General features: G+C 38.7%; 10 protein-coding genes. 5 read left to right on the forward strand and 5 right to left on the reverse strand.

Annotated elements, in window-relative coordinates; all coding sequences use genetic code 11:
- Window positions 1-395 precede the first annotated feature (395 nt).
- The 4 genes from ABJH98_RS14655 (at window position 396) to ABJH98_RS14670 (ending at window position 5,035) form a co-directional block, all read left to right on the forward strand.
- A complete protein-coding gene (locus ABJH98_RS14655; protein WP_348308444.1) occupies window positions 396-1,823 on the forward strand; it encodes a hypothetical protein in 1,428 nt (475 codons plus the stop codon).
- A gap of 352 nt (window positions 1,824-2,175) precedes the next feature.
- Entirely contained in the window at window positions 2,176-2,664 is a 489-nt protein-coding gene (locus ABJH98_RS14660; protein WP_348308445.1) for a T9SS type A sorting domain-containing protein, read from the forward strand.
- Between the two features lie 78 nt (window positions 2,665-2,742).
- Window positions 2,743-4,377: a hypothetical protein gene (locus ABJH98_RS14665; RefSeq protein WP_348308446.1), complete on the forward strand. Its 1,635-nt coding sequence runs from the start codon at window positions 2,743-2,745 to the stop codon at window positions 4,375-4,377.
- Window positions 4,378-4,396: 19 nt separating this feature from the next.
- Complete coding sequence (locus tag ABJH98_RS14670) at window positions 4,397-5,035, forward strand: tail fiber protein (RefSeq protein ID WP_348308447.1); 639 nt, start codon at window positions 4,397-4,399, stop codon at window positions 5,033-5,035.
- Between the two features lie 171 nt (window positions 5,036-5,206).
- Here ABJH98_RS14670 and ABJH98_RS14675 read toward each other — a convergent pair whose 3' ends face one another.
- The 3 genes from ABJH98_RS14675 to ABJH98_RS14685 all read right to left on the reverse strand — a co-directional run bounded on the left by ABJH98_RS14675 (window position 5,207) and on the right by ABJH98_RS14685 (window position 8,777).
- Window positions 5,207-6,406, reverse strand: a complete 1,200-nt coding sequence (locus tag ABJH98_RS14675; RefSeq protein ID WP_348308448.1) for a hypothetical protein — start codon at window positions 6,404-6,406, stop codon at window positions 5,207-5,209.
- A 23-nt stretch (window positions 6,407-6,429) separates the two neighbouring features.
- Window positions 6,430-7,836, reverse strand: coding sequence for a hypothetical protein (locus tag ABJH98_RS14680; RefSeq protein ID WP_348308449.1), 1,407 nt, complete (start codon window positions 7,834-7,836; stop codon window positions 6,430-6,432).
- A gap of 197 nt (window positions 7,837-8,033) precedes the next feature.
- Window positions 8,034-8,777, reverse strand: coding sequence for a LytTR family DNA-binding domain-containing protein (locus ABJH98_RS14685; RefSeq protein ID WP_348308450.1), 744 nt, complete (start codon window positions 8,775-8,777; stop codon window positions 8,034-8,036).
- Window positions 8,778-8,898: 121 nt separating this feature from the next.
- Here ABJH98_RS14685 and ABJH98_RS14690 point away from each other — a divergent pair, with 121 nt between their 5' ends.
- Entirely contained in the window at window positions 8,899-11,025 is a 2,127-nt protein-coding gene (locus tag ABJH98_RS14690) for a response regulator (RefSeq protein ID WP_348308451.1), read from the forward strand.
- On the opposite strand, the gene ABJH98_RS14695 is transcribed toward ABJH98_RS14690, so the two are convergent.
- Both ABJH98_RS14695 and ABJH98_RS14700 read right to left on the reverse strand, forming a co-directional pair.
- A complete protein-coding gene (locus ABJH98_RS14695; protein ID WP_348308452.1) occupies window positions 11,022-13,028 on the reverse strand; it encodes a tetratricopeptide repeat protein in 2,007 nt (668 codons plus the stop codon). The two genes, ABJH98_RS14690 and ABJH98_RS14695, sit on opposite strands and share 4 nt — an antisense overlap.
- 152 nt (window positions 13,029-13,180) lie before the next feature.
- Window positions 13,181-14,986, reverse strand: coding sequence for a tetratricopeptide repeat protein (locus ABJH98_RS14700; protein WP_348308453.1), 1,806 nt, complete (start codon window positions 14,984-14,986; stop codon window positions 13,181-13,183).
- Between the last annotated feature and the right edge of the window lie 144 nt (window positions 14,987-15,130).

Below are 15,130 nucleotides of genomic sequence, written 5' to 3' on the forward strand. Positions count from 1 at the left end.
AAAAGTAGCTAGTACTTTTACTCCTTGGATACTCCAAAAGAGGTATTGTAAAAAATACCACTTGAGAGACCATGAAAATTAGGTGTGAACTTCGAATTGTGCAAATACTTTCTTTCCAACTTACCCATTATCACACATCCTATCATTTGAATCCAATTCAATCCGCTTAATGTGATAGTCGATTTCGCTTCAAAAAGATGTTATCACTTAACACTAGCTTTTGCAAAACTCTTTTTGCTTGAGCTTATACCTTTAAAGAAGTATGCTTTTATTTCATACTTCTGCATGATAGATTCAAATTTTACAACAATCATATTTGACTTTTCCTAACATAAAGGGATCTGGCGGATTCTGAAAAGCCTAAATAGAGTAAGAATACAGTAAATTAGATAACCATGTCAAATGATCTAACCACACCTTCTGGTGCTATCTCAACCTATGGAAAAGCATTCGTTGATGCTTCAGGAACTCGCTTTATGGTAAGGGGTATTGCCCTTTCTTCATTCATGCCAATAAATAAAACCGACGACTTACTAGCTGATGTCAATTATGATTATATCAAAAATATTGTCTTGCCTCATCTTACTTTTTTGGGCGTAAACACAGTTCGTGTATATCAGGTAAACACTGAACTCAGTCATAAAAAAGTGATGAATTTGCTTGAGGCAAACAATATCTATGTAATGATTGGAACAGTTACACCAAGTATTTCAGTAGATCGAATAGACCCCAAATACACAATAGATATATATAATAGAATTACTGCTGTAGCTCAAGAATTTTGTTCGTATCCAAATACGCTTGCCTTTTCTGTTGGAAACGAAGTGGTTTTTCCTGGTGAGATTTACACTGCTAAAAAAAATAATGCTAACGCCGCTAACGATACTATTAAGCAAGACGCAGCAGTCATAAAATCAATGATCAGAGACTTGAAAAAATACATGAACACTCAAAGTCTCAGAGCAGTACCAGTAGGCGTAGCCATGCAGGATGGACCAACTTCTACACTCAAAGCCTGGGGTGGTATTGGTACTGATGTAGTAGCTCAATATTATGCTGCAGGAAGCCCTGCTGAGCGTGCTGATTATATTGGAATAAACACTTATAGATATGTCAACCCTTCTACTGGTCATGGTCCACTCAATGCTTATGATGGTCTAGCAGCGGAAGTCACTACTTTACCTGTACCTGTATTTCTCACTGAGTCTGGTGGGCTCAATATACAATCTGGGAGTGCACCTGATTCTACAAGAGACTGGGCTATTGTAACTCAAGTATTCAACAATCCCACACTATATGAGCAACTTTCGGGACAAATTGCCTTTGAGTTCTTTGAAAAGGAAGGCTATCATGGTTTATTCACCCAAGAATCTGACCCTACAAAACCTATTGTTGAATTTACCTATGGGCAATTTAATGGCGGTTATAAAGAACTGGCAGCTCAATTTCAAACAGCTAGTCGAATCAGCGTGCCTGCTGCCGGCACAACCACCAGTCCTTCTACTGCTCCAGCGAACTGTAATCCAGCGCTCTTACCCTGTCCGGTTCCCAATATTGCATTGAAAATCGAGAATTATGCCAATACAAAACTAAAGGTGGTTCAAAACGGAACGGTGATAGGTACACTACCAGCAGGGACTAATTCATCTCCATCAAGCACGCCAATATTAGTCTCTGACCAGTGGCAATTATTGATTCAAGACGAGGTAAGCTCTTCGAATTGGGAGCCTGTCTGTCAGGTACCAGCCGACAAATTGAAAGAAGGGAAGGTTATAAAAAACAATGTAGCCTGGGGCAGCGGTGTAGCTTGTCCTATCAACTAATTCTCCTAGCATTCATAATAATTTGCTCTAAGCAAAATTATCCAAATCGAATATCTAAATGTCTTTTTGAGTCAAGCTCAAAGAGACATTTTTTTATTCCTAGCAATAAAAAATAACAGTTCTCCTTATTTCTAATCACTTTTTTGAGATTACTACCCCAAAAGAGGTATGCCACATTATACCCTTCCTGCCTGATTGACCCTTTCGATCCAATCCCGAAGTTTGTCTGGAGTTCAATACTGAGGGATTTAACCCATAACAACATGCAGGTGGATCAAAGTAAGGGCCCAATGGGCTCTTGCTGCACCACCACTAAAAAAGTCAGTTTTAATTGAATAAATCAAAAATTACAATGAGAAAAATAAACCTACTTTCAATCGCATTGGTCATGATGTTTCTTGGCTCCCATTTGGTTTCTGGACAGCAAGCATTCTTGTCCGCAAGTGGAGAAGCAAGTACCTCGTCTGGCTCTGTGAGCTATGGTATTGGGCAATTAATTACTACTTCAAGCAATGGACCTGGAGGCTCTGCAGGTGCAGGTGTTCTACAGTCATATGACGTTGAAGTTATTTTGGGGGCAGCTCAGGAAAATATTCAATTGGATATTCAGCTATCTACTTTCCCCAATCCCGTGATTGATTTTTTAACTGTTCAGATGCAGGGAAAAGAAGAACGACTAGATGTCAATCTATTTGATATGAATGGTACTCTTCTAAAAAGTACTAGCCTAGAAAATAATCAAGCAACTATCCCCATGCGAGATCTGGCTGAAGCCATTTACATTTTGGAAGTTTCCAGAAGAATGAAACGACTTAAAAGTTTCCGGATTATCAAAAGATAAACTAAAACCTTAAGCACTTTTTGAATTCAAATCAATTAGAGAAATCAATAGATCGCCATCACCATTAAAATTAATACTATGAAAAAGATATTTATAATCGTATTAGCAACGCTATTTGTTTTTTGCCTTTTGATAGTGCAACAATTGCAAGCACAATCACCTGCTAAAATGAGTTATCAAGCAGTAGTTCGAGATGCATCGAGTGCATTAATTTCAGAACAGACTATTGGCATGCAAATAAGCATCTTAGAAGGCAGCGCGGACGGCACAGCTGTTTATATAGAAACGCAAAACCCTTCCACCAATGCCAATGGTTTAGTCAGCATTGCCATAGGCGAAGGCACTGTAGTTAGTGGCTCCTTTCTCGAAATATTATGGCCATCTGGTGTATTTTTTATTAAAACAGAAATTGATATTGAAGGGGGTACAAACTATACCATATCTGGTACCAGTCAGTTGATGAGCGTCCCATATGCGCTACATTCTGACTATGCGGATCTTGCTACCAGCGCACTTTTTGCTGACGAAGCCGCCAATGTATTTAGTGGCGACTACAACGATTTGACGAATGTACCTGCAGGATCCGATTTCGATGGAGACTTTTCAAACCTATCCAATATCCCAACTGGAATAAGTGACGGTGATGATGATACACAATTGACAGAATCAGAAGTAGACGACTATGTAGCCAACAATGGCTACCTCACAGCAGAAGTAGATGGATCTACCTCAAATGAAATTCAAGACTTGGATCTAACAGATCATATTTTAACAATTACGAACAATTCTTCTGCAACAGCAATTGATTTGAGTGTATATGAAGATGCAGGAAGTCAACTTACAGAAGCGGAAGTAGACACCTACGTAGCTAATAATGGATATTTAACATCATTTACAGAAGTAGATGGATCTACAACCAATGAGATTCAGGATTTACAATTGTCTGGTGATAATCTAAGCATTACCAATAATGGATCTGCTACTACGATTGACCTTAGCGGATATATGGATAACACTGACACGCAACTCAACGAAACACAAGTAGATGCCTATGTGGCCAACAATGGATACCTCACAGCTGAAGTAGATGGAGACCCAACTAATGAAATAGAGCTGCCCTCTCAAACTGGACAATCTGGAAAAATACTCAGTACTAATGGTACATCTCCAGAATGGATCACTACTAGTGCAGGTTTTGATGGCGCATTCTCTAGTTTGACTGGTGTACCTACAGGCTTGAGTGACGGAGATGATAATACACAACTCAACGAATCACAAGTAGATGCTTACGTCGCCAACAATGGATATCTCACAGCTGAAGCAGATGGAGATCCAAACAATGAAATCGAATTGCCTTCACAGTCAGGGCATTCTGGAAAATACTTAACCACTAATGGATCTGCTGTGTCTTGGGAAGCTCCTGCAGCTGGCGGCACTACAGTAACCAACATAAGTTCAAACACTACTTTGTCAACTGGTGACCAAATTGTATTCATCAATGGAGCATTTACTGCTACTTTTCCAGCATCACCTACCGATGGTATGAAAGTCGTGGTTTGTTCTACAACCTCATCCGCAGGTATTAACGGCAATGGAAAATCACTGCACCTGGCTTTAACATCACTTTCGAGTCTAACCTTTTCAGATGGAGGCACCAATATGTACGTCTTTTACTACAGCAGTACACTTGGGGTTTGGATTGGAAATTTATAAAACAACTAAATAAAGAATTATGCCAACGTTTATAGGAGAAATCAAATTATTCGCAGGAAATTTCATCCCAAGGGGATGGTTAGCTTGTGAAGGTCAAACTTTAGCCATATCAGACTACTCAGGTTTAGCTGCCCTCATCGGAACATATTATGGCGGGAATGGTACTTCCACTTTTCAACTGCCAGATTTTAGAGGTAAAACCCCAATCGGCGCAGGAGACGGTAAAGACCTGACTCCCAGAGTACTGGGTCAATCAGGTGGACTTGAGATTGTAACCTTGCAACAGACTCAGATTCCAGCACATAATCATATGATAACCAGTACACCCAAAGTTGTTAATAATCTTTCTGCAGATTCTACAGGTGAAATAAAGTGTGTGGCAACTGCCGGAGGTACGCAATCTCCCGCCAAAGCATTTCCAGCACAAACAAAAAAACTCACTGGCGATGATATTTATTCTACCGACTTAACTGCGGCTACATCGGCCATGAATAGTGCGGCTCTAGAAATAGAAACGAGTTTGCAAGGAAATATCGAAGTTGCAGTAGAAAGTGTTTGTGGAATGACGGGTGGAAATCTTGCTCATGAAAACATGCAGCCCTGGCTTTGCATGAACTACATTATCAACTGGGATGGTATTTTCCCAAGTAGAGATTAAGCTTGAAAAAGGTGAGTTAAGTCAGCAGTTGTTTCTTTTTTGAAACGACTGTTGATTGTTTAAGGAGAATATGTACTAAACAGAGAAAGAGCTGACCAAAAGGCCAACTCTTTCGTACTACAAAACCTTTTTTTAAGGCTTGTAAAACCACACCTATTTCTCAAAATACTACTATTCATCTAGTAAATCCTCCAGGACAGTCACCCATCCCTTAACTGGATCAAACAATAATTTTTTAGTTCCATTGTCCTCTTTGGTATATTCCAATTGAATAGTACTGCTGGCTACTGGATCTATGTTTGCACCATCTTTATATGCCCAAACCGTAACTTTCAAATCGTACACCTGGCCGGCCGAAAGATCATCTTGTGTTTTTCTAAGCAATTCCAAAAAGGCATAATCAGCTACATTGTTGGAAGTATTTACAGTCACTTTTGGATACCAGAAGTAGAACTTTTCCTGATCCTTATCTATTTGCGGAATGTTTTCAGCGAAGATCGTACTTGACTTTCTGAGCTTTTCTCTATCAGTCGTTTGTCCAGCCATCTCATAAGTAATATTGAACCAAGCACCAGGGTGAGATTGCTCTAGTGGCATCTCAAAGTATGGCTTGAAAGCTACAGTAGCACCAAGCTCTGCTTTCGTAATAAAGTTAGCAGGCTTTTCTGTCGGCTCATTGCTCTTTTGATTTCTGAGATAGTTGGTTCCTTTAGCGAAAGCGATCTTTCCTTTATACTTGCTATACACTTCAAACCTTTCCAGCTTCTTTTTGATTTTCACTACTTCGTCCGCTTTTAGCGATCCTATCAGCATATCTACTTTGGCCTGAGCCGTTTCTACATCCCAAGTATCAAAATTAGATTTGTCTTTTGCATATACATCAACGACTGTTCTAGTAGCATCAAGTGCAACAGGGCCATCATTATAGCTTCGATCAGATTTAATCTGAGCCAATACCCCTGGATCTACTTCGATCAACTCGATATAGCCAGAGGCGCTAGCAGACAACCAGTGATAAAAAAGCTTCACTTCTGCCTTTCTATAGTAGCTCTCTTTCATATCCATTTTTACCTGAGGGTCAGCACCGGCTTTTTCGAAATAATATAGCTGATTGACCAATTTGCCTTCATTCTCTTTTATGAATTTAAATCCATAGGCTTTGCTATCACTCAAGCCATAATAGGCTCCTGTAATTCCCATTTCGTCTGTTTCAGAGTTAAAGCTTTCAAAGGCATTTCCACCTTTGCTACCTGAGCCTGATTTTGATTTACTCATTGCACTTTTCAGCTTTCCGAATTGCGCGTCTGATTGGTGTGGGTAGATGATCAACGCGATCACTGCCACTGTCAAGATTTTTGCTAACTTTTTCATTTGTATTGGTTTTATAGTTTTGGTTAAAAATTAAGTTTAACAGGCGCAACATTTGTCGTGAGTACGCCATCATTTCCGCTGTTTCCAGCATTTCCGATTCGGCCGGTAGAGTAATATGGAGGGCCTCCCTTTCCTCCTCTACCACCTTGATTATTGATAATAATATTCAGTTGAGAAACCGATGGATCCTTGATCAAAGTGACGTTACCTCCTCTGGCTCCATTGCCACCATTGCCGCCTACTGTTTCACCTTTTCTTCCTTTCCACCCATCCATGCCTTGTCCTCCTTTGGCGTTGATGGTGAGCTGAGTATTGGTTGTCAGTTTATAGCGGGCAACTGTTTTGTTTTTGGTTTGATTAAACACTTCAATTTTATTGAGGCTAGCTCCGGTCTTTGCATGTTTTACAGTTTTCACTTTTATGATTAGGTTATCGCCAGGGCCAGCATGCTGTCCATCAACTCCTTGAAAAATCGTCATGTACTTATGTCTCTCACTTCCCCAAAATCCATTTTGATTTACATTGATGCTGACATCATTAGTAGTCGGAATTGCTTTTTTAGCTTTTAGGTTTGTATGGTATATCGAGCTCACCTGTAGGACTATTTCATCTTTTGGTAGCTTACTAGCATCTTCATCTACTCTGGCTTGTTCAATTGTATTGCTACAACCTGTATTAGATAGTTTGAAGTCGCTCCAAGGAATCTTACCACCTAGATTAGGCGTACTCAATTTCGCTCCATTAGACAAAGTGGCTACAACTCCATACCGTATGGCTTCGCTGAAATGCGCTACTTTTTCTGGCTGAGAAACCAGTTTGATTTCAATTTTAGAGACTTGTTTGTCTTCCAACGAATTGGCTTTGCGCTCAGCTTCCGCCAATTCGGCCTTTTCTTCTTTTACATCTGCCCGCGCATTGGTTTGGTTTTTGAAGGTTGCTATGGCATAGGTTTCAACGCTTCTATTTACATCTTCCAACTTGCCATCTAGCTTTCCACCAGGCTTGACGAGCACATACTTAGTAGTGGCCTGCTGCTTTCCATTCCACTCATAGTACACGGCATAGTCATTGATAAAAGACAGTCTGAATACTTTATAAGCGAAATAGGCAGGATAACCCGGTACATCAGGCTTGAATACCTCGTCTATGATACCTGCACGCTTTATGGTCACTTGACTGGCATCGTCTGTGATTTGAACAGGCCAAGGTTTACTTACTGATTGCAGCTTTTTGTTTGCCACTTTATATACAGAATAGCTTCCAGACTCGAAATTCTTCAAAATCTGTGATTGACTTTCCTGCCCGATAACAGAGCCATAGGAAAGTAATAACAACACCAATATTTCAATTAGTATCCTAGACCACACATGGGTCTCACGGTGCGCCAAGTAAGCACAATGGTTTGTAGAGTATTCTAGTAGAGGTTTCATAGTTTTAGTTATGATTGTTTTAAAATCGGTAACTAAACTAGATGACTACCACATGGTATTCTGATCAAATGATTATACGGTAGGAACTATTGAATATCCGTTTAAATGAAATGAATATTCGATTCAGAGCACAAAAAGAAAAAGCAACACTTGGAGTGTTGCTTTTTAGCTATTTGATATTTTATTGCTAATTAAATTTATAGCGTCTCCAAAACAGTCATTAGGGCATCTTTTTTACGCACGGCTACAGGAAGAATACTTCCATCTTTCATGAAAACGACTCCTCCTTCTTTCTTTTCGTACCTATCGAAATGATTCAAATTGATCAAATGAGACTGGTGGGCTCGAAAAAATGATTGACATGCAAAAATCTGATCAAATTCCTTAAGAGTTCGGGACACCATGATGTGTCGACCATCTGCTAGATAAAAATGCGTGTAGTTGGCTTCTGACTCACAGCGTACAATGTCTTTAATCGCCACTAAGTATACCGTCTCTGCATCTTTCAAAATGATCTTTTGATCCAAACATGGTGTTTGTTTGTTTTGAACCAAGTTTGCCACTCTCAAGTTTTGATCTTGACTATCGAAGAACTGCCTTGCTTTGTCCAGTGCTTTACTAAGCTCTTCCGGATCTACCGGCTTAAGCAAATAATCAATCGCGCTGTATTTAAATGCTTTTATCGCATATGCATTATGTCCAGTAACAAAGATGAGTTTAAAATCAAGTTCGCCATACATGGCCAATAGATCGAATCCTGTCCCATCTTTCATTTCTACATCCAGCAACACCAAATCAGGCTCATGCTTTCGGATGCAATCTAGTCCCTCTTGGACTCCTCCAGCTTCTCCTACTACCTCCATATCGGAAGCATAAATGTTCAGTAAAATTTTTAAATTTTCTCGAACGGTTGACTCGTCGTCTATTAGTACAACTCGCATAGTTTTAGGTTTTGTTATGTTACCAAAGGTAGATAGACTCAATTTACGAAACAGGTCATTTATTTTTCAAATCGTTCATTTTTATAGGTACTTGCTTATCAATTAGAATATTTTTGCTTGCATGACCCTACTGCAAAAGGTATTTCAATTTGGAATTGGTGATGACCTTCCAGCCAATGAAAAGAAACGAGTGCAACTTCTGAATATCATTTGTGCCAATTGGTGTCTTATTATCATTCTATTCATTACACTAGATTTTTTCATTCATTCAAAAGAAGAATTGATCAAAGTAGTTGCCAGCCACTTGATGCAGTTTTCGGTACTCTCTTTTATTCTTTTTTTACAATCCAAAAAGAAGTACAAAAAAGCTAGAGGTTTATTCATTCTTACATTCTTCATGCAGTGCCTATTGCTCTGTATCTATCTGGCTCCAGGCAAGTACATGGAGTTTTGGTACTTGGTGCTCCCCTTGTTTGCACTTCTGTTTTTGCAGCAACCCAAATATCATTATTTGGCACTATCCATAGCTTTGGTCGGTTTCAACTCTCCCCTGTTTCTTCCAGACCTATATACCACTAGCAATTATCCGAATACAGCCATCATCTCAGTCCTATTCATCGTAGTATTTCTGATTGTCAATTATTTCAAAAGATCCAACGTCGCCCATGAGACTTTGCTAGAGCAGCAAAAGGATCTCGCGCTAGCTGATAAAGTGTTGATTGAAAATCAGAAAACAGAATTAGAAGCACTACACGATTTTCAAAATCAATTTTTCATCAATGTCGCTCATGAGATCCGTACACCACTCACCATCTTGAACGGACATGTATCTAAATTGGGAAAAGAATCAACGGATAAAAAGATTAAAAACTCGGTTAAACAAATTAAGCCTCAAGTTTATAAAATAAAGCGAATCGTAGATGATGTTTTAGATCTAACTAAAATGGAATCACAATCATTTGAAATGAAAAAGGAGTCCATTTTAATCTCCAATTTCATCAATAAAGTTTTCCTTTCATTCACCTCAAACTTTGAAAATAAAAATATAAACTATCAGTTTCATGCACCTTCATCCCATGAAGAATTAATAGTAAGATGTGATCCTGTTTATCTAGAGCGAGCCATTGGAAATGTCTTGACGAATGCGCTGAAATATACTCCTGAAGGTGGGAATGTAGCTGTTGGAATTGTATCCGAATCCAAAGGAAAAATTCAAATACAAATTCAGGACTCGGGCATTGGCATTAAAAACGAAGACCTTCCAAAGGTTTTTAACAGATTCTATCAAATAGATAACAGCATCAATCGCGCAGGAGGTAGTGGTATAGGACTTGCATTTAGTAGAGAAATTTTGATCAATCATGATGGAAGTTTGGAAGTAGAAAGTCAGGAAGGAAAAGGAAGCACGTTTTTTATCACATTACCTGTCCATCAAAAAACATCCGAACTTTCGAAAACAATCGATTTGGCTGATGAGGTTGAGGCAAACTCCGAAATCACTCCAATCTTACAGTCTGACGTCAAAGTTTTGTTGGTGGAAGATCAGACGGATATGAGGGCATATGTGAAAAATGTGCTTCAAGAATACAAAGTCCTCGAAGCTGAAAATGGTCTAAAAGCCCTAGAAATATTAGAGAAGGAAGGCATTCATTATATAGTGACTGATTATATGATGCCTCAAATGGATGGATATGAATTGGTGAAAGAAATCAAAAGTAGAAATATTGATATTCCAATTCTCATGCTGACCGCTCGTGCGGATAGTGAAGCTAAAATGCGAATGTTACGTCTTGGTATAGACGATTATCTCACCAAACCATTTGAAGAAGAAGAGTTGTTAGTGAGAATTAGCAATGGACTGAATAATTTCAATAGTCGCAAGCTCTTTGTTACTGAAAATAACATCGAAGAAACAGCCCTTCCATTGACACCTTTTATTGAAGAGCTAGAGCAATACATAGCTGACAATTGTACCCATCACTATTTTGGAATGACAGAAATTAGTCACCACTTTTCTATGTCCGTGAGTTCGCTATACAGAAAAGTAAAATCCCAAACAGGGCTAAGTCCAAAAGCGCTCATCACTGAAGTGCGATTGCAGAAAGCACGACGTTTATTAGATCAGTCACCACGTACGAATTTAAAAGAACTCGCGCTTGAAGTGGGTTTTAAGAATTACACCCACTTTAACGACTTGTATACCAATCGATTTGGTACCAAATTAAGCCTGGAATTAGAAAGGAATTAAATATATCTGAAGGGCACTTTTAGCTCTACCTGAGCACCAAGAGTCTTGCCGTCTTCATTCTTTATATCTGCCAATACCAATTGGATTTTTCTTTTCAACGTTTTATTAAAAATTTCCATTCGTTCTCTGATGATGGTCGTGGAGAGTGAAACATGGTCTTTAGCTTGAGTATTAGATTGTACATAGCCACCACCATTGTCTTTGATGACAATTGAAATATAGTCTTGCTCCTTTTCGAAAAACAAATCAATTTTCCCAAGACCTTCCGCTTGAGAAATGCCATGTTCGATCGCATTCTCAACAAAAGGCTGAACAAACATGGGAGGGATAGTATCCACTTCAGGGTCGATCTCATCTGAGACATGTACTTCATATTCGAAAGTATCATTCAATCTCATTTTATGTACATCCATAAAATTGGTCAACATCGCCAATTCGTCTTCTAGAGGAATAAACTCCTTCCTGGAATTTTCTAAGGTTTCGCGCATCAATTTTGAGAACTTAGACAAATAAGTCACAGCCATCTCCGACTGATTTTTGAGCATGAAATTTTGTACCGCCAGTAAAGCATTAGAAATAAAATGTGGATTGAGTTGAGATCGAAGAAAACGCTGTTCCAATTCCATTTGGCTTTGTGAGCTTTTAAGCGACTTCTGACGCGTCACAAAAAACACGAGACCACCAATCAATAACACAAGAACACCTCCAACTGTGATGGCCAAATTCTTTTGTTCCAACTCCAGAGATTGGATGGTAGACTGCTGAGAAAGTGAAGCTATTTCTGCTTCCTTTTTTTCGGTCTCGTATTTGGTTTCGAGCAGAGAAATGGTAGCCTGCTTATCTCTTCCTAGGTTCAGGCTGTCCATGGTATAGAACCTTTTGTGAGCATCAAAAGCCAATTTATAATCTCCCTTTTGTTCGTAAGCTTTACTCAATAAAAAATAAGAGTCCGCCAATTTATCCTGATCTCCAATCTCTTTGGTAAGTTCAACGGCCTGCTTAGCACTTTCAATCGCTTCCTCCACTTTCCCAATTTCGAGATAGCATTTTGAAATGTTACCGAGGACGCCAGATTTGCTTCTTCTTTCATTCAGCTCGTTACTCATCTCCAGTGCGAGTAAGTTGTACTTAATGGAATTTTCGCAATCTCCAGAAGCTGAATAGTTCTCAGCCAACGACTGATAGTTATAGGCCAAAAACAGCTTTACTCCATTCTTTTTGTTTATTTCAATCGTATGATTCAAATAATAAAAAGAGGAGTCATAAGCTTTTAATCTTGTGAATACACTACCCAAATTATGTTCAATTCTACGCATATTTAGGTCATCTTCATCAATGTACTGTCTGGCTTGTGTATAGTATTTGACGGCTAAGTCGTAATCTTCGTTTTGATAGTAGGCATTACCCAAACCTATATTTAATCTCCCTCTCAAATTATCATTTTCAATGTCACCTAAAGTTTTCAACCCTGCCAAAGCATAGTAAACAATCGAATCATTCTGTGCTATGATCGTATGAATGGAACTCATAGTGAGATACGCTGTGGCAATCAAAACTGAATCTTCCAGCGCTTCAGCTGTTGCTAGTTGGCTTTTTGAAAAATGGAATGCCGAATCGGGCATGCTCTTGCGCAGATAGACCGAAGCATACAATTCGTACGCTTCAAACTCTCCTTTTTGATCATTTATACTATTAAATGCATTTAAGGCAATTTTAAAATAGCTTATACCTTCGTCCATTTTTCCTCCGCATACTGCACTTGCCCCTTTATTTAGATATGCAGTACCCAGTGCAGATGGAAGTTCCATTTCTGTTGCCTTTTGAATCACAAGATCAGAAATTGAATCCGCTTTGAGAATTTCAGTGCACCGAATGGATTTGGCTAAATCATTGAGTTCATTCAGGGTCTTCTCTTGACCAAATAGAGGGGAAATGATAACAAGTAAACAAATGGCAAGCACATATTTGGGCATCGTAAATATAGGTTTCAAGTAGTACTTCATTAATATACTTTGTTTGTGACTTCGGAAACAATTGACCACAAATAAAGTCATCATCAGTAAGTTCCTCAAAATAATGTTTTGATTTCATGAAATTTCGTCAATGAATCCATTTGTTCATGGTAATAATCATGAATTATCTTTTTTTATGTCTTTCAAACATATCCAAAAGGCACCTTCAGCTCCACCTGAGCGCCGAGCGTCTTGCCGTCATCGCTTTTTACATCTGCCAAGATGAGCTGTATTTTTCTTTTCAAAGTTTTATTGAATATCTCCATGCGCTCTCTGATGATGATTGTAGAGAGTGAAATATGGTCTTTGCCTTGAGTGTTAGACTGAGCATAGCCACCACCATTGTCTTTGATGACAATTGAAATATACTCTTCCTCCTTTTCGAAATACAAATCTATTTTTCCCTTGCCCTCGGCTTGTGAAATGCCATGTTCGATCGCGTTCTCTACAAAAGGCTGAACAAACATAGGAGGAATGGTATCCACTTCAGGGTCAATATCACCAGATACGTGCAACTCATATTCGAAAGTATCATTCAATCTCATTTTATGTACATCCATAAAATTGGTCAGCATGGCCAATTCGTCTTCTAGTGGTATAAATTCTTTCCTGGAATTCTCTAATGTTTCACGCATCAATTTTGAGAATTTAGACAAATATGTCACAGCCATCTCCGACTGATTTTTGATCATGAAGTTTTGTACCGCCAGTAAAGCATTAGAAATAAAATGTGGATTGAGTTGAGATCTTAAAAAACGCTGCTCCAATTCCATTTGGCTTTGAGAGCTTTTAAGTGACTTCTGACGAGTCACAAAAAACACCAAACCACCAATCAATAGTACCAATACCCCTGCTATGCTAATGGCTAGATTTTTTTGTTCCAATTTCAAATTTTGAATAATGGCCGTTTGCGATAGTGCGGCAATCTCTGCTTCCTTTTTTTCTGTTTCGTATTTGGCATGAAGCTCCTCAATTAATTTGACTTTGTCCGTAGAAAAAAGCGAATCTTGCGCCGCTCTATACTTCTTCAAATAAAAATTAGCCTCTTTATATCTATCTAGGTTTTCTAAGTATTGGGATTGAAGTTCGAAAGCCAGCCTAAGTGTTTTGAGATTTTTTTGACTTTCATAAATTGTAATCGCCTTGGTATTCTTTACTATGGCTTGTTCATATTTTTCTAACCCCGCATAACACTTGGCTAACGACATATAAGAAGCCGCTACATTCACGCTTTGCCCCTGCGACTCGTAATAAGCCAGAGATTTATTGAGCATTTGAATCGCCTCCTGATATTCTTCGAGCTGCTCATACAGGGTCGCTAAGCTACTCTCAGCTATTGCTACTCCTGTATCGAAATCACAGGATTTGGCTATACCCAAAGCTATTTCAAAATAAGTTTTAGTCTCTTCTATTTTCCCTAGTGCTTGGCAGAATTTACCCGCATAAAAATAGAAACTCGCTTTTTTTGAACTGGGAGGGTTATCCTTAATTAAATCAATATTTTTTAGCTGTATCGCCAGTGCTTTGTCATGATCTCCTTTGATCGAGTAGATTCTAGCCATATTTCCATAGGTGACAGTCAAATTTTGCCTGTCGGATATAGCAAGCAAAACTTTCTCCGCTTTAGAAGAAGCATTGAGTGCAGAATCCAATTTACCTTTCAGGAGGTATGAAGTACATAGCGCATTCAGAGCCTGACCTTTCCCCCTTTCAAAACTAATAGCTCTTGAAAGCTCCAAGGCTTCTTGAATCAAGGGTAATCCAGCGTTGATGTCTGTAGTGATTGATGCGTCTGCTGCATCTATTAGCAACTTGACACGCGCAGTATCTTGTTGCTGATGACTTTGTAGCAAAGCTTTGATACTATCTAGCTCGTTGCTCTGAGCTTGCACCTTGGATATGAAAAATAGAAAGGACACCAAGGCGATTGCAGCAAGATTTTTAGGCATTATTATTCAGGTTTCAAGTAGTAATTGTCAATGATAAATCTACTTGGAAGACTTTGAAAGTAATTTTAAAGAAATTGAGAAGTCATACACAAATGAATTTCTAGCTGATTGATTTGAAGTAAGTACTTAATTATTTAAATTATA

The sequence above is a fragment of the Reichenbachiella sp. genome, from assembly GCF_039969095.1.
GTDB lineage: Bacteria > Bacteroidota > Bacteroidia > Cytophagales > Cyclobacteriaceae > Reichenbachiella.